This window comes from Tardiphaga sp. (genome assembly GCF_044340795.1).
GTDB lineage: Bacteria > Pseudomonadota > Alphaproteobacteria > Rhizobiales > Xanthobacteraceae > Tardiphaga.
On record NZ_JBIISY010000041.1, the window covers coordinates 1 to 20,540 of the forward strand.

General features: G+C 63.6%; 20 protein-coding genes and 1 pseudogene. 12 read left to right on the top strand and 9 right to left on the bottom strand.

Features of this window, described 5'->3' with window-relative positions; all coding sequences use genetic code 11:
• A pseudogene (locus ACIQ17_RS09275) lies at positions 1-217 on the top strand (hypothetical protein); the annotation flags it as partial.
• Positions 218-432: 215 nt separating this feature from the next.
• Here the strand turns inward: ACIQ17_RS09275 and ACIQ17_RS09280 are convergent.
• The 3 genes from ACIQ17_RS09280 to mtgA form a co-directional block, all read right to left on the bottom strand.
• The gene (locus tag ACIQ17_RS09280) at positions 433-1,152 is read right to left on the bottom strand and encodes a hypothetical protein (RefSeq protein WP_398467696.1); all 720 of its coding nucleotides are present in this window, start codon (positions 1,150-1,152) and stop codon (positions 433-435) included.
• Positions 1,153-1,469: 317 nt separating this feature from the next.
• The gene (gene rpmF / locus ACIQ17_RS09285) at positions 1,470-1,655 is read right to left on the bottom strand and encodes a 50S ribosomal protein L32 (protein WP_211911819.1); all 186 of its coding nucleotides are present in this window, start codon (positions 1,653-1,655) and stop codon (positions 1,470-1,472) included.
• A gap of 181 nt (positions 1,656-1,836) precedes the next feature.
• Complete coding sequence (gene mtgA / locus ACIQ17_RS09290; RefSeq protein ID WP_398467699.1) at positions 1,837-2,502, bottom strand: monofunctional biosynthetic peptidoglycan transglycosylase; 666 nt, start codon at positions 2,500-2,502, stop codon at positions 1,837-1,839.
• Between the two features lie 168 nt (positions 2,503-2,670).
• Between mtgA and ACIQ17_RS09295 the strand changes: the two genes are divergently transcribed.
• From ACIQ17_RS09295 to ACIQ17_RS09315, 5 genes are all read left to right on the top strand, one after another.
• Positions 2,671-3,597, top strand: coding sequence for a polyprenyl synthetase family protein (locus ACIQ17_RS09295; RefSeq protein WP_398467701.1), 927 nt, complete (start codon positions 2,671-2,673; stop codon positions 3,595-3,597).
• Between the two features lie 2 nt (positions 3,598-3,599).
• A complete protein-coding gene (locus ACIQ17_RS09300; protein WP_398467703.1) occupies positions 3,600-4,289 on the top strand; it encodes a DUF1345 domain-containing protein in 690 nt (229 codons plus the stop codon).
• A gap of 171 nt (positions 4,290-4,460) precedes the next feature.
• Complete coding sequence (locus tag ACIQ17_RS09305; protein ID WP_398467705.1) at positions 4,461-6,065, top strand: Na+/H+ antiporter; 1,605 nt, start codon at positions 4,461-4,463, stop codon at positions 6,063-6,065.
• A 68-nt stretch (positions 6,066-6,133) separates the two neighbouring features.
• Positions 6,134-6,352 (top strand): hypothetical protein, encoded by a 219-nt coding sequence (locus ACIQ17_RS09310; RefSeq protein WP_398467707.1) that lies wholly within the window; start codon positions 6,134-6,136, stop codon positions 6,350-6,352.
• Positions 6,349-6,654: a type II toxin-antitoxin system RelE/ParE family toxin gene (locus ACIQ17_RS09315; RefSeq protein WP_398467709.1), complete on the top strand. Its 306-nt coding sequence runs from the start codon at positions 6,349-6,351 to the stop codon at positions 6,652-6,654. Before ACIQ17_RS09310 ends, ACIQ17_RS09315 begins: the two co-directional genes overlap by 4 nt.
• 25 nt (positions 6,655-6,679) lie before the next feature.
• On the opposite strand, the gene ispG is transcribed toward ACIQ17_RS09315, so the two are convergent.
• A complete protein-coding gene (gene ispG / locus ACIQ17_RS09320; protein WP_398467711.1) occupies positions 6,680-7,963 on the bottom strand; it encodes a flavodoxin-dependent (E)-4-hydroxy-3-methylbut-2-enyl-diphosphate synthase in 1,284 nt (427 codons plus the stop codon).
• Between the two features lie 537 nt (positions 7,964-8,500).
• Between ispG and ACIQ17_RS09325 the strand changes: the two genes are divergently transcribed.
• Positions 8,501-8,812 (top strand): PilZ domain-containing protein, encoded by a 312-nt coding sequence (locus ACIQ17_RS09325; protein ID WP_398467713.1) that lies wholly within the window; start codon positions 8,501-8,503, stop codon positions 8,810-8,812.
• 8 nt (positions 8,813-8,820) lie between these two features.
• A complete protein-coding gene (locus ACIQ17_RS09330; protein WP_398467716.1) occupies positions 8,821-9,873 on the top strand; it encodes an HD-GYP domain-containing protein in 1,053 nt (350 codons plus the stop codon).
• A gap of 16 nt (positions 9,874-9,889) precedes the next feature.
• Here ACIQ17_RS09330 and ACIQ17_RS09335 read toward each other — a convergent pair whose 3' ends face one another.
• Together ACIQ17_RS09335 and ACIQ17_RS09340 are read right to left on the bottom strand one after the other, a co-directional pair.
• The gene (locus tag ACIQ17_RS09335; RefSeq protein WP_398467718.1) at positions 9,890-10,840 is read right to left on the bottom strand and encodes a DMT family transporter; all 951 of its coding nucleotides are present in this window, start codon (positions 10,838-10,840) and stop codon (positions 9,890-9,892) included.
• Positions 10,841-10,881: 41 nt separating this feature from the next.
• Positions 10,882-11,367: a Fur family transcriptional regulator gene (locus ACIQ17_RS09340; protein ID WP_398467759.1), complete on the bottom strand. Its 486-nt coding sequence runs from the start codon at positions 11,365-11,367 to the stop codon at positions 10,882-10,884.
• 173 nt (positions 11,368-11,540) lie between these two features.
• On the opposite strand from ACIQ17_RS09340, the gene ACIQ17_RS09345 reads away from it, so the two are divergent.
• Genes ACIQ17_RS09345 through ACIQ17_RS09355 form a run of 3 tightly spaced genes read left to right on the top strand, consistent with a single transcriptional unit; the run spans position 11,541 to position 14,749 of the window.
• Positions 11,541-12,020, top strand: coding sequence for a MarR family winged helix-turn-helix transcriptional regulator (locus ACIQ17_RS09345; RefSeq protein ID WP_398467720.1), 480 nt, complete (start codon positions 11,541-11,543; stop codon positions 12,018-12,020).
• The gene (locus tag ACIQ17_RS09350) at positions 12,013-13,176 is read left to right on the top strand and encodes an HlyD family secretion protein (protein WP_398467722.1); all 1,164 of its coding nucleotides are present in this window, start codon (positions 12,013-12,015) and stop codon (positions 13,174-13,176) included. The genes ACIQ17_RS09345 and ACIQ17_RS09350 overlap by 8 nt, the downstream gene beginning before the upstream one ends.
• A gap of 4 nt (positions 13,177-13,180) precedes the next feature.
• On the top strand, positions 13,181-14,749 hold the full coding sequence (locus ACIQ17_RS09355) for an MDR family MFS transporter (RefSeq protein WP_398467724.1): 1,569 nt from the start codon (positions 13,181-13,183) through the stop codon (positions 14,747-14,749).
• 193 nt (positions 14,750-14,942) lie between these two features.
• Here ACIQ17_RS09355 and pcaG read toward each other — a convergent pair whose 3' ends face one another.
• The 3 genes from pcaG to pcaF are packed head-to-tail and all read right to left on the bottom strand — an operon-like array spanning position 14,943 to position 17,494.
• Positions 14,943-15,524, bottom strand: a complete 582-nt coding sequence (gene pcaG, locus ACIQ17_RS09360; RefSeq protein ID WP_398467726.1) for a protocatechuate 3,4-dioxygenase subunit alpha — start codon at positions 15,522-15,524, stop codon at positions 14,943-14,945.
• Positions 15,524-16,225, bottom strand: a complete 702-nt coding sequence (pcaH, locus tag ACIQ17_RS09365) for a protocatechuate 3,4-dioxygenase subunit beta (protein WP_398467728.1) — start codon at positions 16,223-16,225, stop codon at positions 15,524-15,526. Before pcaH ends, pcaG begins: the two co-directional genes overlap by 1 nt.
• A gap of 60 nt (positions 16,226-16,285) precedes the next feature.
• Positions 16,286-17,494, bottom strand: a complete 1,209-nt coding sequence (gene pcaF / locus ACIQ17_RS09370) for a 3-oxoadipyl-CoA thiolase (RefSeq protein ID WP_211911833.1) — start codon at positions 17,492-17,494, stop codon at positions 16,286-16,288.
• A gap of 228 nt (positions 17,495-17,722) precedes the next feature.
• On the opposite strand from pcaF, the gene mutS reads away from it, so the two are divergent.
• Complete coding sequence (gene mutS / locus ACIQ17_RS09375; RefSeq protein ID WP_398467731.1) at positions 17,723-20,440, top strand: DNA mismatch repair protein MutS; 2,718 nt, start codon at positions 17,723-17,725, stop codon at positions 20,438-20,440.
• The last annotated feature ends 100 nt before the right edge of the window (positions 20,441-20,540 follow it).

Below are 20,540 nucleotides of genomic sequence, written 5' to 3' on the forward strand. Positions count from 1 at the left end.
CACACCGACGGAGCCGGTGACGCGTGCAATCCCGGCATCGCTGCGCAGTGTGCGGCCTGATCCATCCTTCATCACCCATCTGATCGCGACGGCCGAGCAGGTGCCGCAGACGCGGACGTTACGGCGCGCTGAGATCGTGGATGTGGAAGCGGCGTATCGGAAGGCGGCCGGTGTTTATGGAAGCGCAACGGCTCCCCGCATGACGCGCGTGGCGTAGTCTTTTCCCTCCCCCGAGCGAAGCGAATGGGGAGGGTGGATCGAACGCGAAGCGTTCGAGACGGGTGGGGTCTCTCCCACGCGACGTCAGAGTTTGTGGAGACACCCCACCCGTCACGATGCTCGCTGAACGCTCGCAGTCGTGCCACCTACGACGGACGAATTCGTCCGTCGGACCCCGCTGCGCGGCTACGCCGCTTGGGGGAGGGAGAAGACTCAGCTCTTCGGCTTTTCCGGTGTCCCACCATCCGGCTGCAGATCCGGCGAGGTGATCTGCGGCGACGTATGCGCGACGACCTCCGGCGCGACCGGCTTGGTGTCGAGCTTTGGTTCGATCTTCGAGTCGAGCTTAGGCTCGATCCGCTCGGGCTTCGGCTCGGCTTTTTCCGTCAGCACGGATTCGGCGACCGACGTGGCCGGCGGCACCGGCGCTGCCGGCGCAGGCGCCGGTGTGACGGCCGCCGGGACAGGAGCAGCAGCAGGGGCGGGCGCAGGTGTCGGCGCGACGGGTGCCGGGTGATATTGCGGGGCTGGCTCGGCATAGACAGGGGCCGCGACACGGCGCGGGCGACGGGCGCGCAGCGATATGCCGGTGAGGAAATCCACCAGCGCCACCAGCGTGATGGTGAGGAAGGTGGCATTGCCGAATTTCGGCAGCATCAGGAATTCATAGGCGGCGCCGGCAAAGACCAGCAGCGACAGGAAATGGTCGGTGAAATATTTCGACGCCGGGCGCGCAGCGCGCATCACTTCCAGCAGCAGCAGCAGGATCGACAGCGAGACCAGCATGTCCTTCAGCGAGATATGCAGAAGGTCCTGCGACGGCAGCGTGACTGAGAAGAGAGGGACGGGACCTGCCAGCGACAGGTCGGGCATCAGGAAAACGATGATGTTGCAGATCGCCACCGGAATCAGCAGCAGCGGAAAACCGATCATCGGGAGAGCCTTCTTCGCGCGAGAAAAACGAAACGCATGATGACGATGCGGGCGCATCATCCGGGAACTTGCGTTAGCGTTAGTGTTGAAGCGAATTCGGGCGGAAGTACAGTTCAGAAATGAACTTATGGTGCGACACGCATGCTTCGAGAAAGCATCGCGCCCGCTGCCGCTTCGCGCGGGCTCAGCTGCAACCCTGGCTGGACGCGGGGGCGGGACGTCGGCGCAAAAGAAAAACCCCGCCGAAGCGAGGTTTGGTCGTCGTATCGGGACGTCGGAGGCGCGGCCACCTGAGCGGCCCGTCTGCCAGCCTGAAATCAGGCGTCCTTCTTAACCTTGAGAACCTGACGGCCCTTATACATGCCGGTCTTCAGGTCGAGGTGGTGCGGACGGCGCAGTTCGCCGGAGTCCTTGTCCTCAACGTAAGCGGTGCTCTTGATCGCGTCAGCCGAACGACGCATGCCACGCCGCGACGGCGATGTTTTTCTTCTCGGAACGGCCATAGGAGTATTCCTTGCAACTTCTCTTGCCAGAAGGTCTGGGCGGTGTTTTCGATCGGTGCCCGGTTCCGGGCGGCCAGCACAAAGCGCGCGGGCAAAATCGCTGATAAGGCCGGGCTTATAACGGATGCGTGACGCCATGGCTAGGGCGGCGCAGGCGGAATCTTCGGGGAAATTTGCGGCTTCAGCCGCCCCAGCAGCGCCCCAGTTCCGACGATTGCGCCCGGGCGACATAACGCGAGGCCAGCCGCCGCACCCCCGGTCCCGGGCTTTTAGCACTTCTGGTCACCGGATTGGGGAGAATCGCGGCCAGAAGTGCGGCTTCCCGGGCGGAAATGCTGGAAACGGAGCGCCCGAAAGCGAACTGGGAACCGGCCTCGGCGCCGAATTGGCCGGTGGGGCCCATTTCGGCGATGTTCAGATAGAGTTCCAGAATCCGCTGCTTGCTGAGCACCATGTCGATCCACATGGCCAGCGGGATCTCCATCCCCTTGCGGATGAAGCTGCGGCCCGGCCACAGGAACAGGTTCTTGGCCACCTGCTGGGTGATGGTGGACCCGCCGCCACCGGATTCGCCGTCCTGGGCATCCTCGATGGCGGTCTGCAGCGAGTTCCAGTCGATGCCCTGATGGCTGCAGAACCGGGCGTCCTCGGAGCCGACCACGCTGCGCGGCATCGCCGGGGACATGTTCTTCAGGTCCACCCAGGTGCGCTCCACCGGGGCGCCGGTGACCCAGCGCCACAGCATCAGGGTCGAGACCGGATGGCCGGTCGCATAGAGCGGGGTCAGCAGATAGGGGATCAGGACGAGCAGGATCCCGATCAGGATGAGGCGGCGGAGGAGGCGCAAGGCGGGATTTCCTGCTCATAGCTATCCCGCTGATAAAGCGGAGTTTCCCGGCCGTTTTCAAGGCGGTTAAGCCTGCCGCGACCAAACGCGCCGGGAGGCCGCAGGCGCAATTGACGTGGCCCCTGCCATGGAGGATTGTCCGGCCAAATTGATCTGGAGCTATTCTTAATGTCGACCGGTGCTTCCACCAAAGATTTCGCCTCGCGCCTGGACCAGACCGCGGACGATACCGAAGCCGTGCTGACCAAGGTGCTGGGCGACGGCGTGCTGCCGGACGAGATCGCTCGCCCGAAGCGGCTGATGGACGCCATGCGCTATTCGTCGCTGGGCGGCGGCAAGCGGCTGCGTCCGTTCCTGGTCGTTGAAAGTGCTGCGGTATTTGGCGTGCATCGCGAGCCGGCGCTGCTGGTCGGCGCCGCGCTGGAATGCATTCACTGCTATTCGCTGATCCATGACGACCTGCCCGCCATGGACAATAGCGACCTGCGCCGCGGCCGCCCGACCCTGCACAAGGCCACCGACGACGCCACCGCGATCCTCGCCGGCGACGCGCTGCTGACGCTGGCTTTCGACATCGTGACGCGTGACGAAATCCATTCCGACGCAAATGTGCGTTTGTTGCTAACGCGTGCCCTGGCGCGCTGCGCCGGCCTCGGCGGCATGGTCGGCGGCCAGATGCTCGATCTCGCCGGCGAAGGCCGTTTTGGCGACAAGGAGCCGGTGGACGTTGCCCGTGTGCAGCAGATGAAGACCGGTGCGCTGCTGCGCTACGGCGTCATCGCCGGCGCGCTGCTCGGCCAGGCCACCCCGAAGGAATACAAGGCGCTCGACGATTACGGCCGCGCCCTCGGCGAAGCCTTCCAGATCGCCGATGACCTGCTCGATGTCGAGGCCGATGCCGCGACCCTCGGCAAGCCGGCCGGTGCGGACGCAGCGCTCAACAAGACGACCTTCGTGACCCAGCTCGGCGTCGACGGCGCCAAGAAGCGCGTCGCCGACCTGATCGCGACGGCGGATGCGTCGCTGTCGATCTTCGGCAACAAGGGCGACGTGCTGCGCGCCGCCGCCCGCTTCGTGGCCGAGCGCAAGAACTGATCATGACGGACGCGGGCAAGGATCTCGACGATCTCCTTGCCCGCTTCCGCAAAATGCCTGCCGCCTGGCGCATCATTTATGCGCGACCGCGGACCTTTGCGGCACTCGCCATCGGCATTGTCGTCTGTCTGCTGCTGCCGCATTCCTTGCGACTGGTGACGCGGCTCCTGATTGGCTGGGATGTCTTCACCGGGCTCTATCTGTTGCTGGTGTTCGGCATGATGATGTCGGGCGGCAGCCGGCATATCCGCCGCAACGCCGCGCTGCAGGACGATGGCAGTTTCGTCATCCTGATGGTCGCGGCACTTGGGGCCTTTGCGAGCATTGCCGCCATCGTGTTCGAACTCGGCGCCAGCAAGAGCGCGGGTCCCGAGCTTGCGCTGGCCGTCGTGACGATCGTGCTGTCATGGGCGGCGGTGCATACGATCTTCGCGCTCCACTACGCCCATGAATATTATCGCGGGCCGAAGCCGGGCGGGCTGTCCTTTCCCGATGGCGACCAGAAGCAGGATCCCGACTACTGGGATTTTGTGTACTTCTCCTTCACCATCGGCATGACGGCGCAGACATCGGATGTCGGGATCACCGACAAGAGTATCCGCCGCACCACGACGGCGCATGGCATCGTGTCCTTCATCTTCAACACGGCGCTGGTGGCGCTGATGGTGAATATCGCGGCCAGTGCGATCTAGGCGCCAAACCTCTCAGCGGCGTAGCCCGGATGGAGCGCAGCGCAATCCGGGGACCGGCGTTTCCCCGTATCGCCGGTCCCTGCATTACGCTTCGCTCCATGCAGGCTACGCCGAGCGCATTGACCTCTCCGTCCATCCGGGCAAAGTGTCGCAGCAACAGGTCCTGCGCGCGTGGAAGCCAAGTTCACCATTTTCCTGACCCTCGTCGCCGTGCTCGGCGCCACGGCGTGGTTCGCCAAACGCGCCAATATCGCGCCGGCGATCCTGCTGCTGCTGGCGGGCATTGCGCTGGCCTTCGTGCCGGGCATGCCGGCGCTCGAACTGCCGCCCGAAGTGGTGCTGCTCGGCGTGCTGCCGCCGCTGATCTATTCGGCTTCGGTGGCCATGAGCTGGCGCGAATTCCGTTACAGTCTGCGGCTGATCACGCTGCTCGCCGTCGGTTGCGTGATCTTCACCGCCTGTCTCGTCGCCACTGCCACGCATTTCCTGATCGGCCTGCCCTGGGGCGTCGGTTTCCTGCTCGGCGCCATCGTGGCGCCGCCGGATGTGGTGGCGCCGCTTGCCGTTGCGCGAAAGCTCGGCCTGCCGCGGCGGCTGCTGGTCGTGCTGGAAGGCGAGGGGCTCGCCAATGATGCGACCACGCTGATCCTGTATCGCTTTGCGGTCGCCGCGATCACCACCGGGGCGTTCTCGCTGCCGAAGGCGGCCGGCACCTTTGTCGCCATCCTCGCCTGCGAACTCGCCTTCGGCATCCTGATCGGCTGGCTCAGCCTGCGCCTGCGCCATCGCGCGCGCGATCCGCAGGTGGAGATCACGCTGTCGCTGCTGACGCCCTATGTCGCCTATCTCATCCCGCAGCATTTCGGCGGCTCCGGCGTCATCGCCACGGTGGCCTGCGGGCTCTATATTTCATGGAACGGCCCGCTGCTGATCTCGGCAGCGACGCGCCTGCAGGGCATCTTCTTCTGGGACCTGATCATCTATCTGGTCGAAGGGGGGCTGTTCCTGATGACCGGCTTCCAGATGCGGGCGCTGATCGAGAAATCGAAAGCGTTTCCCATCGCCGAGATCGTCGCGGCGACGGCGCTGGTGATGGCGGTCATCATCGTCGCGCGATTTGTCTGGGTCTATGCGGCGATCTATGTGCCGCGGATGCTGAGCGCGGGCCTGCGCCAGCGCGATCCCGCGCCGAACTGGCAATGGACCTTTGTGCTCGCCTTCACCGGCGTGCGCGGCGCCGTCTCGCTCGCGGCCGCGCTGGCGCTGCCGTTCACGCTGATGTCCGGCGACGCCTTTCCGGCGCGCGACCTGATCCTGTTCGTGTCCTTCAACGTGATCCTCATCACGCTGGTCGGCTTCGGCCTCGGCCTGCCGCTGGTGGTGAAATGGATGAAGATCGGCGAGATCGGCCGCCGCGAGTATATTGCTGAGCACGAGGCCGAACTGCATGCGCGCCGCGAAGCTTTGACGAAGGCATTGGCCTCACTGGATGCGATGACGGATGACCGCGAACTGTCCGATGAAGTCGTGAAGATCCTCCGCACCCGGCATGAAAGCCGCTCGAACCAGTTGCCGAGCGAACTCGATCCCGAAGTCGATGTATCCGCCCTCGGCACCGATCTGGTGCGCGAGTTGATCAAGGAAGAACGCAAGTTCATCCACGCGCAATTGCGCGATGGCAAGATCACGGATGAAAGCCGCAGGCGCATCGAGCGCGACCTGGATCTGGAGGAAGCGGGGCTGATCAATCGGGAGTATCGACGGATTCCGCTTTGAAGCCCGTGATTTGATGGGATGCAATCAGGCGGAAAATCTGCTAACCTCCCGTCATGACCAGAGCAGGATTGGAAGAACTGCTGGAGCGGGTTTCGGCCTGGCCTGAGAAGGCTCAGGAAGAGCTGGCCGTGTTGATTGCCGATGTCGAGGCGAGTCATCTCGGGAATGAATACGAACTGACTGCTGAAGATATTGCGGCGCTCGATCGGAGCTTGGCCGACGTCAAAGCGGGTCGGTTGGTCGATGATGAAGAAATAGCCGCGTTGTTCAATCGGCACTTCGGATGAAATTGCGCTGGTCACAGACCGCGCGCATCGAACTCGACAACATCTTTGTTTATCTCAAATCTCATAGTCCTTCAGCGGCCAAATCCGTCGCCATACGGATCATTCAGCGCGCCAGATTGCTGACGAGCTTTCCGTTCTCCGGCCATCCGACGGTCACGCCCGGTGTCCGTCGCGTATCGATCGTGAGTTATCCTTACGTCGTGCTGTATATGATCGACCATGTGAATGACGAGGTTATCATTCCCAACGTCCGCCACACCGCAAGAAAAAAGCCGGCGGCGGATGATCCGCGCGCCGGCTGATTTGTTTTGCCGATAACGTGCGCGCTTACTCCGCCGCGGTCACGATCTCCGGCGTCTTGCTGCCCTTGCCGTAGCGCTGGTCGATATAGTCGATCACCAGCGCCTTGAAGTCGGCCGCAATGGTCGGGCCGCGCAGGGTGCGGAATTTCTCGCCGTCGACGAACACCGGAGCAGCCGGGCTTTCGCCGGTGCCGGGGAGCGAGATGCCGATATTGGCGTGCTTGGATTCGCCGGGACCGTTCACGATGCAGCCCATGACCGCGACGTTGAGGTTCTCGACACCGGGATACTGAGTCTTCCAGGTCGGCATTTCGATACGGATGAAATCCTGGATCGAGCGGGCCAGTTCCTGGAACGTGGTCGAGGTGGTGCGGCCGCAGCCCGGGCACGCAGCAACCAGCGGCACGAAGGTGCGGAAGCCCATGGTCTGCAGCAGTTCCTGCGCGACCTGAACTTCCAGCGTGCGATCACCGCCGGGCTCGGGCGTAAGCGAGATGCGGATGGTGTCGCCGATGCCCTGCTGCAGCAGGATGCCGAGGGCGGCGGACGACGCGACGATGCCCTTCGAGCCCATGCCGGCTTCGGTGAGGCCGAGATGGATCGCATAGTCGGAGCGCGCGGCCAGCGTCTGATAGACAGCGATGAGGTCCTGCACCGCCGATACCTTGGCGGAGAGGATCATCTTGTTCTTCGGCATGCCGAGTTCTTGCGCGCGCGCAGCCGACAGCAAGGCCGACTGCACCATGGCCTCACGCGTCACCGCGCGAACGTCCTTCGGGTTGGCCGAGAGGGCGTTCTCGTCCATCAGCTTGGTGAGCAGCTCCTGATCGAGCGATCCCCAATTGGCGCCGATGCGGACGGCCTTGTTGTTCTTGTTCGCGATCTCGATGATGTCGGCGAATTGGCTGTCGCGCTTGCTCTTGAAGCCGACATTGCCGGGATTGATGCGATACTTGTCGAGCGCCGCGGCGCAGGCCGGGTATTCGGCGAGCAGCTTGTGGCCGATATAGTGGAAGTCACCGACCAGGGGCGTGGTGATGCCCTGCTTGTCGAGCGCTTCGCGGATATGCGGAACGGCGGCTGCAGCCTCGTCGCGGTCGACGGTGATGCGGACCATTTCCGAGCCCGCGCGCGACAGCGCTGCGACCTGCTCGATGGTGCCCTTGATGTCGGCCGTGTCGGTGTTGGTCATCGACTGCACGACGATCGGGGCGCCGCCGCCGACGGCGACATTGCCGACCATGACCTGGGTGGTGTGGTGTCGCGGCGCCGGGCCAGCAACATCCTGCGGAATTTCAAGCTTGTTCATGGGGTCTCGAATATCAGGTTTCTGCGACATTCAGCAATGGATCAGTCGCTGACGGGCCGCGGCCGTTCAAACGGCGCGGCTGGCGATTGGCAAAATAGCTAAGCTGCAGGCGCTATGGTTCAACACCTCCGCCCGAAGATGACAATACACGATTTGTCAAAGTGTTAGACGAGAATTGCGGCCAATCCTTAACGGTAATCGGTTCCACTCCAGCCCCGCGCCAATCTCCATCACCGCCCATTTGCCCGGAAACGTGGTGGTTGGCGGGGTGAACCCGACTTCCACGCCATAAATGGTCGTGCGCGGTTCTAACGGCCGGGTGTGTAGTCAATTTTTAACCACCTCGCGGTACTTATGTGACCTACAATCTAGAGTTACATTCAATATATTTTCCTACTCGAAGCTTTTAATGTCGCGCGTTTTGTGCGGCCACCGGTGCCATTTCCCCGGCTGAACCGATCCCAGGACGCGCTCTCGCTTGGACTCATTGCAACCAGCGCAGTGGTCGCGGCCGCGCGCTGTTTCCGGAGCGGTTTGATGGCGTTCGGTAAGCGCAAAAGCGAACGGGTCGTGTTTGCCCGCGGGATTCCAGTGCGGATGGTCAGTATCGACGGAACCTGGACGCGCAATTGCCTGATGGTGGACGCGTCCAATACGGGCGCGCGGCTCACCGTCGGAGAGTCGCTCGCGGGTCTCGATATCAAGGAGTTTTTCCTGCTCCTGTCGACGACGGGTCTCGCTTACCGGCGTTGCCGGATGGTGCGTCTCGCAGGCGACCAGATCGGAATCGAGTTCATTTCCTCAACCAGGACCGTGCCGAAGATTGCCGCGGCGCGTCTGACGGTCTGACACCGAAGATGCTGAAGACAGTCCATATTCTTGCCGATGACAGCGACAAGCTATCGCGCCTGCGGCTCTTGCTCGAAAATCGGTTCGTGGTCACGGGAGCGCTGCTCAGGCGTGCAGCGGATGTGGGACGATACGATGCCGTCGTAATCGCGGCAGATCTTCGTGCGACCGGCAACATCTCGGCCCTGAAGCGGTTTCAGGATGACATCGCACAATCGCGCAAACGCATTTTCGTGATGGATCGCAACGAGCGATTGCTGGCGCTGCAGGCTCATGCGTTAGGGGCAACCAACGTCTTGCTCGGTCCCGTGACGCAGCAGGATCTTGCTCGTGCTGTTTTCGGTGGTGTGGCCGCGACGGCCGCCAAAGAGTCCGGTCTCGCGCGTGTTGCCGATGCAGCGTCTGCCGGTGCCGAGGCCATATCGTCCATGTTCTCGGCGGTGCTGAGCGGCAAGCCGATCGATGTCGCTGCCGTCACGTCGGCCGCGGGCAGCATCGCGGAGAGCGTCACTGTCAACGGACTGGCCACGTGGCTCGAAGCCGTACGCCTGCATCATGAAGGCACCTATCAGCACTGTCTGCTGGTGACGGGTGTCGTGGTCGATTTCGGGCGCAGGCTTGGAGTCAGTGCTCCGGATATGCGGCGGCTTTATTCCGCAGCGATGTTCCATGACATCGGCAAGGCTGCCATTCCTGCCGCGATCCTGAACAAGCCCGGCAAGCTCGATCTCGACGAGCGCCGGCTGATGGAGACGCATCCTGCTGCGGGGTGCGACTATCTCGCGAATGTCGGCGGCGCCTCCCACGAAGTGCTCGATGCCGTGCGGCACCATCATGAATATCTCGATGGAAGCGGATATCCGGACGGACTGGCGGCCGGCGCGATTTCCGACGTTGTGCGCATCGTCACTATCTCCGATATCTTCGCGGCGCTCATCGAACGGCGATCCTACAAGCCGCCGCTCTCCCGGTCGCAAGCGTTCGATATCCTGCAGGGCATGCGCGGCAAGCTCGAAATGCCGCTGGTGCATGCGTTCAGGGATGTTGCCCTGAATCGCTGAGCAGCATTGCAGGCGATCAGCCGGGAGCGCGATCGGCCGTTGTCGCGAGCACGGCGGAGTGCGCCGGTCGGTTAACGAGAACCAACCCGGCGATGACCAGAAGCGCAGCCAGCCCGAAGGCGGGGGTGAGTTGATCTCCCAGGATCAAATAGCCTCCGACGACGCCGAAGAGCGGGGTGATGAAGGTGAAGGCCGCCAATTTGCTGGCGGAGTAGGTCCTGATCAGACTGAACCAGAGCAAGAAGGTAAGTCCGACCACCCACAAGGCCTGAAATGACAGCAGCGAGATGCTGAGGGCGCCGGGAACCGTCGGCATCCGTTCGCCTGCGACCAGTGCGCCGATGCTGAGGATCGGAATGGACAGACCGACCTGATATCCCAGCGCCTTTTCCGGCGACGCATGAATCAGCCGGGTTCGCTTTACCACCAGCGTCGTCGCTGCCCACATGGCCGCGCCGAGAATCATCAGGAGGTCGCCGAACAACACGCTCGCGGTGACGTTGGGCTGAGGAACGCCGATGGCGACCGCGACGCCGGCAAAGCTCACCGCGAGACCGGCCCATTGCACGGGGCGAAGCCGTTCACCGAGAAGCTGATAGGCGCCAAAGGCCACGAAGAACGGCATCGTATAGAGGAAGACCACGGCGCGGCTCGCGGTGGTCAGTTCGAGCCCGTGAAAAATCACCAGGAATTCGACGCCGAAGATCGTGCCGATGAACAGGCCGGCCTTGAGCGTACCGTCGCGCTCGAACAGCTTGACGCCGCGAAACCAGGCGATGGTGAGGATCATCAGCATGCCGCCGGCGGAGCGCAGCGCGGCCTGCGTGTAGGGCGGGATCTCGCGCAGCACGAGCTTGATGGCGATCTGGTTGAAGCCCCAGGTGAGGCACAGCATCAGCACGAGAGCGATGGCGCCGACGGTCAGCGGGCGACCGCCGGGCGAGATGGGACTGGACTCTGCTGACATATCGCCTCAAGCCGGCTTGGCGCCGTGTTGTTTTATGCGGCTCAGTGCTGGCAGTGAGCGCAGGTACCCGTGATCTCCACAACAGACAGCTTCGGCGTGAAGCCTGTCAAGCGCGCGGCGTCATTGAGGCTCTGCGCCACCTGCGCGGCAGGCACTTCGCCGACCGATCCGCACTTGTCGCAGATCAGGAAGGCGACCATCGATGTGGTGCCGTGATCATGGACGCAGGCGAGAAACGCGTTGCGGCTCTCGATGCGGTGCACGAGATCGTTGGCCATCAGGAAATCGAGCGCGCGGTAGATCGTGATCGGCGCCGGTCGCGAGACGGTCTTGGCCAGTTCCTCGATGATCTCATAGGCGCCGAGCGGCCGGTGGCTCGCGAGCAGCGCCTCGAACACCTGGCGACGGATCGGGGTCAGCTTCTGGGCGCGCTTGGCGCACACCTGCTCGGCATGATGCATCGCGTCCGCGGTGCAGCGGTCGTGGTCATGGTCCGGGGCAGGGAATGTGGGTTTTGGCGCGTTCATTGTCCGCAATGTAGTCGCTCCCGAGCCGTTCGCCCATGGCGGCCGAGCAAAGCTCCCCAGGAAGACTTTGGAAATGCTGACTTATGCGCCTTGCGCATGGCTGCGACACTTTAGCACAGGGTGGTCGAAAAGATAAGCTAGCTTATTTTATGCCAGCTTAAGGAGCACGCCCGATGTCGCCCCAGCCTGATACTGGCACCGATTTCCTGTCCGCCCTGTTCGAGACCCAGCGCATGTTGCGGCAGCTGGCCGACAAGGAAGCGCGCCATCTCGGCATGACCCGCGCCCAATGGGCGGTGCTGGCCAAGGTCGAGCGCAATGAGGGGCAGAAACAGACCGAACTTGCCGACGCCATGGAGATGGCGCCGATCAGCCTGACCCGGCTGATCGACAAGTTGTGCGACAGCGGGCTGATCGAACGCCGCAATGACGACACCGACCGCCGCATCAAGCGGCTCTATCTCACCGAGGCTGCGCGCCCGCTGATGGCGAAGCTGGCGGTGCTGCGGGCCGATCTGATGCAGGTCGCATTCGCCGGCGTGAGCGAGGCCGAGATGCACCAGCTCGTCGATCATCTCGAAACCATCAAAGACAACATCCGCGTTGCGCTGAACCCCGCGACGGTCAAGACCAAGGAACAAGCTTATGGCTGAGCCCGTATTGAAATTTCCCGAGAAGGAAGCCTCCGACGGTGGAGGCGAGGGCGCAACCAGACAGCGCCGGGGCATGAAGGGTCTCCTCACGCGCTATCGTCGCCCGTTGCTGCTGATCGTGCTGCCGGCCGTCGTGCTTGTCGGCGGCTTCGCCTTCTATCTCTCCGGCGGTCGCTATGTCGGCACTGACGATGCTTACGTCGGCGCACAGAAGGTGCTGATCACCCCGGATATTTCCGGCAAGGTCGAGAAGGTGGTGGTGCGTGAAGGCCAGCACGTCAACCAGGGCGACACGCTCTTCGAAATCGATCCGGTGCCGTTCCGACTCGCGCTGGACGAGGCCAAAGCCAAGCTGGCGCAGGCGAAGACGACCTATGACAATCTCGTCGCCAATGTGAAGATCTACGGCCAGATGCAGGATCTGGCGCAGCAGGGCGTCGATCTCAAGCAGCGTGATGTCGAGCGTAAATCCACGCTGGTGAAGAGCAATTTCGGCTCGCAGCTGGATCTCGACAATGCGGCGACGCAGCTCGTCACCGCGCGGGCGCAGCTCGAATTGCTGAAGCAGCAACTCTCGAATTCGAAGACGCAGCTGCTCGGTAATCCCGAACTGCCGCTGGAGCAATTCCCGCCCTATGCGCAGGCGCAGTCGACGCTCGATCAGGCGCAGCGCAATCTCGATCACACCGTGCTGAAGGCGCCGATCGCCGGCGTCGCGACGCAGGTCGATAATATCCAGCTCGGCCGCTATGCGATGGCCGGCACGCCGATCCTGACGGTGATCGACGATAACAGGCCGTGGGTCGATGCGAACATGAAAGAGTCGGACCTCACCTATGTGACCGTCGGACAGAAGGTCGATATCGAGGTCGATGCATTTCCGAACCATGCCTTCCACGGCACCGTCGGCTCGTTGAGCCCCGGCACCGGCGCGCAATTCGCGATCCTGCCGCCGCAGAACGCCACCGGCAATTTCGTGAAAGTCGTGCAGCGCGTACCCGTCCGCATCTATCTCGATTACAACGATGCGGCGGTGAAGAAGCTCAAGGCCGGCATGAGCACCTACACCACCATCGATACCGAGCACCGCCGCACGCTGGCGGGCCTGTTCGGCGCGTCGTCGGCCAAGGCAAGTCAAGCGGCAGCTCAGGACTGATCTCATGAGCACGGCGGCAACACCCAGCGCGGTTCCGGGCATGCGTCGCACTATGGTGACGGTGTGCGCCATGACCGCGACCATCATGCAGGCGCTCGACACCACGATCGCCAATGTGGCGCTGCCTTACATGCAGGGTTCGCTGTCGGCCTCGCAGGATCAGGTCAACTGGGTGCTGACTTCCTATATTGTCGCGGCCGCGATCATGACGGCGCCGGTTGGCTTCATCGCCAATCGCTTCGGCCGCAAGAAGGTGTTCATCGTCTGCGCCGCGGGCTTCACCGTCGCCTCGGTGCTGTGCGGTCTGGCGCAGGACATCAGCCAGATGGTCGGCTTCCGCCTGCTGCAGGGCGTGTTCGGTGCGGCGCTGGTGCCGCTGTCGCAGACGGTGATGCTCGACATGTATGCGCTGCATGAGCGCGCCAAGGCGATGTCGATCTGGGGCATGGGCGTGATGCTCGGCCCGATCATGGGACCGTCGCTCGGCGCCTGGCTCACCGAGACCTATTCCTGGCACTGGGTGTTCTTCGTCAATCTGCCGTTCGGCATCGTCACCGTGGCGGGGCTGATGGTGTTCATGGACGAGACCGAGCTGAACCTGAAGATGAAGTTCGACTGGTTCGGCTTCCTCGCGCTCGCCATCGGTATCGGCTCGATGCAACTCGCGCTCGATCGCGGCGAACAGCTCGGCTGGCTGGAGTCGAACGAAATCATCATCGAGGCGATCATTGCGGTGATCGGCTTCTATTATTTCTTCGCGCATTCCTTCACGACGTCCAGGCCGTTCATCCAGTTCGCCATCTTCAAGGACAAGAACTTTGTCGGCGGCTGCATCTTCATGTGCGTGATGGGCCTCGTGCTCTATTCGACCATGTCGCTGTCATCGCCGTTTCTGCAGAATGTGATCGGCTATCCGATCCTGACCGCGGGCCTGCTGCTGGCGACGCGCGGCTCTGGCACCTTCGTGGCGATGATGCTGGTCGGCCGCATGATGAAATATATCGAGGCGCGGACGCTGATCATGTCCGGCATGACGCTGCTTGCCGCGTCGATGTATTTCACCTCGAAATGGACCGATCAGACCGGCGTGACGGAATTCGTCATCGTCAATGTGGCGCAGGGATTCGGGCTTGGGCTGGTCTTCGTGCCGCTGTCGACAGTCGCGTTCCTGACGCTGCCCAATCATCTGCGCACCGACGGCACGGCGATGCTGACGCTGCTGCGCAACGTGGCGAGCTCGGTGGGCATTTCCATCGTGATCGCGAACCTGACCTCGGGCACGCGGATGGCGCATGCGGTGCTGGCCGAGCATGTGACGCCGTTCAACAATGCGCTGCAGATGCCGAATGTGACCGGCATCATCAACATGGCGACGGACAGCGGCCGCGCGATGATGGATGCCATCGTGACATTGCAGGCAACGATCATCGCCTTCGGGCTGGACTATCAGCTGATCATGCTGGTGACGCTGCTGGCGATCCCGATGGCGTTGATTATTGGCTCGTCGAAGGCACAGCTCAGGGCACAGGCGGCGAAGCCGGGCGGGGATGAGCATCCGGCGGTGATGGAGTGATATAGACGCAGGCGCTGATGGTTTCCCTCCCCGGAGCGAAGCGAATGGGGAGGGTGGCGCGTAGCGCCGGGTGGGGTCTCTCCCCACGGTAGGACGGAGTTTGGGGGAGCACCCCACCCGTCTCGAAGCTCGCTGAACGCTTGCTTCGATCCACCCTCCCCAGTCGCTGCGCTCCGGGGAGGGAGAAGAAAGATCACACGTCGAAGAACACCGTCTCGTTGTCCCCCTGCAGGTGGATATCGAACCGATACACACCCGCAGCCGTCTTCTTCGCAATCAGCGTCGCGCGGCGGTCCGCCGGCACTAGCTGCATGACAGCATCACTTGCCGTCGCCGCCTCATCGTCGAAATAGATGCGCGTCATCGACTGCATGGTCATGCCGCGGCCGAACACCGCCATCACGATATGCGGCGCCTGATCCTTCCCATCGATGCCGGGAACGGCGCCGGGCTTGATCGTGTCGAACGAATACTCACCCGCATCCGTCGTGCCCGAGCGGCCGAAACCACGCCAGCTCGAATTCGGAATGCCGCGCGAATCCTGCGGATCGGCAAAACGGCCTTGCGCGTCGGCCTGCCAGATTTCCAGCACGGCATCGGGCACGACCTTGCCGTCGCCGTCATAGATCACGCCTTCGATGCGGATCTTGTCGCCGGTGACGTCGGGCGTCAGCAGGTTGTTGGTGAAGGCGTCGTTCCAGGCATATTTGCCGTTCGGCGTCAGACCATAGGCGTAGAACGGGCCGACGGTCTGCGACGGGGTAATTCCAGGCATCAGTGATTCTCCGTCGGCGTCGCGTTGCGGCCGCGCAGGACGATGTTGAAGCGATAGGCCAGCGCCCAGCCGGGCTCGGTGACGTCGAGATCGAACTCCGACACCATGCGCAGGCGCGCCTTTTCGTCTGTCACCGAATTGAAGATCGGGTCGTAGGCGAACAGCGGATCGTTCGGGAAATACATCTGCGTCACGAGGCGCGAGACGAAGGAATGGCCGAACACCGAGAAATGGATATGGGCAGGGCGCCACGCATTGTGGTGATTGCCCCACGGATAGGCGCCGGGCTTGATGGTGACGAACTTGTAATTGCCCTGCGCGTCGGTGACGGCGCGGCCGGCACCGGTGAAATTCGGATCGAGCGGGGCGGGGTGCTGGTCCCAGACATGCACGTAGCGGCCGCAGGCATTGGCCTGCCAGAGTTCGACCAGCGTGTTCGGCACGCCGCGGCCGTCCTCATCCATCACGGTGCCATGCACGATGATGCGTTCGCCGAGCGGCTCGCCGGCATGCATGGTGGTGAGGTCATGATCGCCGGGGCGCACGGTTTCGTGGCCGTAGACCGGGCCGGTCAGTTCCGACAGCGTATGCGGCATCAGGATGCGCTGCTTCTGCGGCGCGCGCTTGATGGTCGACTTGTAGCCGGGTGAGAGGCGCGGCGCGTGCGCCGCATTGCTCTCGACGGGATAGATTAGCGTCATGCTCGTTTCCCCTTGGGGCCGCCGCGGGGACCGCGGCGGCATTCTTGGACGTGGTCGTTCTTAGTTCAGCTTCTCGATCGCCATGGCGACGCCCTGGCCGACGCCGACGCACATGGTGGCCAGCGCGAGCTTGCCGCCGCGCTTCTCCATGCCGTGCACCGCGGTCAGCGCGAGGCGGGCGCCGCTCATGCCGAGCGGATGGCCGAGCGCGATCGCGCCGCCATGCGGATTCACGAAGTCAGCATCTTCCTTGACGCCGAGCTGGCGCAGCACCGCGATGCCCTGCGAGGCGAAGGCTTCGTTCAGCTCGATGAGATCGAAATCGCTGATCTTGAGGCCGAGGCGCTCCATCAGTTTTTGCGTCGCCGGAACCGGGCCGATACCCATGATGCGCGGCGCAACACCCGCCGAAGCGAGACCGAGAATGCGGGCGCGGGGGGTGAGGCCATACTTCTTCACCGCGGCGGCCGAGGCGAGGATCATGGCGGCGGCGCCGTCATTGACGCCCGAGGCGTTGCCGGCGGTCACGGTGCCGTCCTTGCGCACGATCGGCTTCAGCTTGCCGAGGCCTTCCAGCGTGGTTTCCGGGCGCGGATGCTCGTCCTTGTCCACGCTGATCGGGCCGGCCTTGCCGCCCGGCGCCTGCACCGCGATGATTTCCTCGGCGAAGTAGCCGGAAGCGATCGCCTTGCCGGCGCGCTGCTGCGAGTTGATCGCGAAAGCGTCCTGGTCGGCGCGGGAAATCTGGAAATCCTGCGCGACATTCTCGCCGGTTTCCGGCATCGCGTCGACGCCGTACTGCGCCTTCATCAGCGGGTTGATGAAGCGCCAGCCAATCGTGGTGTCAAAGATTTCCGACTGGCGGGAGAAGGCTTCCTGCGCCTTGCCCTGCACGAAGGGCGCGCGGGTCATGGATTCGACACCGCCGGCGATCGCGAAATCGATTTCGCCGGCGCGGATGGCGCGGGCACCGGCGCCGACGGCATCCAGGCCGGAGGCGCAGAGGCGGTTGAGGGTCTGGCCGGGAACGCTTTCCGGCAGGCCGGCGAGCAGGGCGGCCATGCGGGCGACGTTGCGGTTGTCTTCACCGGCCTGGTTGGCGCAGCCAAAGAAAACCTCGTCGATTTCTTCCCATTTGACGTTCGGATTGCGCTCTTTCAGCGCCTTGATCGGAGCGGCAGCGAGGTCGTCGGCGCGGACTTTCGCGAGCGAGCCGCCAAAACGGCCGATCGGGGTGCGCACGGCGTCGCAAATAAACACATCGCTCATCATCTTCCTCCTGGGCTGCATCCGCGCATTTGCCGGATTGTCGCGGTGGTTTGTAGGAAGGCCCACCGACCCGGTCAAATCATGGCTGACGCGTGGATTGTCACACCCAGCTTCTCGGATAAGCGGGGGCGGTTGACTTGTCAACCGGGCGCTGCGGTGGGGAAAACATGGTGTTTCGCGGCCCGGCGCGTAGGATCGGGTCGGTGAAATTTGCTAGCGTCCGCCGCCATGACGATCCAGCAAGCCATTACCGCCCCGGAACAGCCCGCGCCCGCCACCGACGACACCAAGGTGTCGCCGATGATGCAGCAATATCTCGAGATCAAGGCCGCCAATCCGGGCCTGCTGCTGTTCTACCGGATGGGCGATTTCTACGAGATCTTCTTCGAGGATGCGGAACTGGCCTCGCGCTCGCTCGGCATCGTGCTGACCAAGCGCGGCAAGCATCAGGGCATGGATATCCCCATGTGCGGCGTGCCGGTGGTGCGCGCCGACGAATATCTGCACCGCCTGATCGCACTCGGCATCCGCGTCGCTGTCTGCGAGCAGATGGAGGATCCGGCGGAAGCGAAGAAGCGCGGCAGCAAGAGCGTGGTCCGCCGTGACGTCGTCCGCGTGGTGACGCCGGGCACACTGACGGAAGACAACCTGCTCGATGCGCGCGCCAACAATTACCTGATGGCGATTGCGCGGGCGAAAGGCGGCGACCGAATCAGCCTCGCCTGGATCGATATCTCGACCGCCGAATTCATCGTTACCGAATGCGCGACGGGCGAACTCGGCGCGACGCTGGCGCGCATCAATCCCAATGAAGTGATCGTGACGGATGCGCTCTACAGCGATCCCGATCTCAGCCAGCTGTTGCGCGAACTCTCCGCGGTCACGCCGCTGACCCGCGACGTGTTCGATGGCGCCACCGCCGAACGCCGCCTGTGCGACTATTTCGCCGTCGCCACCATGGACGGCCTCAGCGCGATGTCGCGGCTGGAGGCCACTGCTGCTGCCGCCTGCGTCACCTATGTGGAACGCACCCAGATCGGCAAGCGCATCCCGCTGTCGCCGCCGACCCGCGAGGCGGTCGGCACCACCATGGCGATCGATCCGGCGACCCGTGCCAATCTCGAACTGACGCGGACGCTTGGCGGCGAACGCCGCGGCTCACTGCTGGATGCGATCGACTGCACGGTGACGGCGGCCGGCTCGCGCCTGCTGGCGCAACGGCTTGCGGCGCCGCTGACCGATGCGGCCGGCATTGCGCGGCGCCATGATGCGGTCGCGGCTTTCGTCGCCGATAGCGGCCTGCGCGACGACCTGCGCTCGGCGCTAAAAGTCGCGCCGGACATGTCGCGCGCGCTGGCGCGGCTGCTGGTCGGCCGCGGCGGTCCGCGCGATCTCGTCTGTATCCGCGATGGTGTAATGGCGGCGGATCAGGTGCTGGATCGACTGAACGCCGTCGAAAACGTACCGACTGAAATTGCCGCGGCGATGGCCGGCCTGCGCCGCCCGTCGCGCGAACTGGCGGCGACCTTCGCCCGCGCGCTCGATGACGATCTGCCGCTGATGAAGCGCGATGGCGGTTTCGTGCGCGAGGGTTTTGAGCCCGTGCTCGATGAGACGCGCAATCTGCGTGACGCGTCGCGGCTGGTGGTCGCCTCCATGCAGGCGCGCTATGCCGAGGACACCGGCGTCAAGGCGTTGAAGATCCGGCACAACAATGTGCTCGGCTATTTCGTCGAGGTCACCGCGCAGCATGGCGACAAGCTGATGCAGGCGCCGCTGAATGCGACCTTCATCCATCGCCAGACGCTGGCCGGGCAGGTGCGTTTCACCACCTCCGAACTCGGCGAGATCGAGGCCAAGATCGCCAATGCCGGCGACCGTGCGCTCGGACTGGAGCTGGAGATTTTTGAGCGGCTGGCGACCATGGTCGCGGAGGATTCCGACGATCTCTATGCGGCGTCGCATGCCTTCGCGCAGCTTGATGTCGCAACGGCGCTGGCGAAGCTCGCGGTGGACGACAACTATGTCCGCCCGGAAGTCGATGAATCTTTGCTGTTCGCCATCGAAGGCGGTCGGCATCCGGTGGTCGAGCAGGCGCTGCGCCGCAATGGCGAGTCTTTCGTGGCCAATGCCAGCGATCTCTCGCCGGCGCCGGGCCAGAAGTCGGGCCAGATCTGGCTGATCACCGGTCCGAACATGGCCGGTAAATCGACCTTCCTGCGCCAGAACGCGCTGATTGCGCTGCTGGCGCAGATCGGCAGTTTCGTGCCGGCCTCGCGCGCCCGCATTGGCATCGTCGATCGCCTGTTCTCACGCGTCGGCGCGGCGGATGATCTCGCGCGCGGGCGCTCGACCTTCATGGTCGAGATGGTGGAGACCGCCGTCATCCTCAATCAGGCCACCGAGCGTGCGCTGGTGATCCTCGACGAGATCGGCCGCGGCACGGCGACTTTCGACGGTCTGTCCATCGCCTGGGCGGCGATCGAGCATCTGCATGAGAGCAATCGCTGCCGATCGCTGTTTGCGACACACTATCACGAACTCACGCAGCTCTCCGCAAAACTGCCGCGGCTGTTCAATGCCACGGTGCGGGTGAAGGAATGGCATGGCGATGTCGTGTTCCTGCACGAGGTGCTGCCGGGCTCGGCGGATCGCTCCTATGGCATCCAGGTCGCCAAGCTTGCGGGCCTGCCACCGGCGGTGATCACGCGGGCGAAGGCAGTGCTGGCGAAGCTGGAAGCACAGGACCGTGGGCAGGGCGCGAAAGTGCTGGTCGATGACCTGCCGCTGTTCGCCATCACCTCGCGCGCGCCGGAAGAAGAACGGCAACCGAGTGAGGCGGATCTGTTGTTAGAAGCGGTGAAGGCGCTGCATCCGGACGAGATGTCGCCGCGCGAGGCGCTGGATGCATTGTATGCGTTGAAGGCGAAGCTGCCGAAGGGATAAGCTCGGCCGTAGGGCGGATGCGGCGAAGCCGTAATCCGCCGGCCGAGTTCATAGTTGAAACTCTGCGGCGGATTACGCTGCGCTAATCCGCCCTACGGCA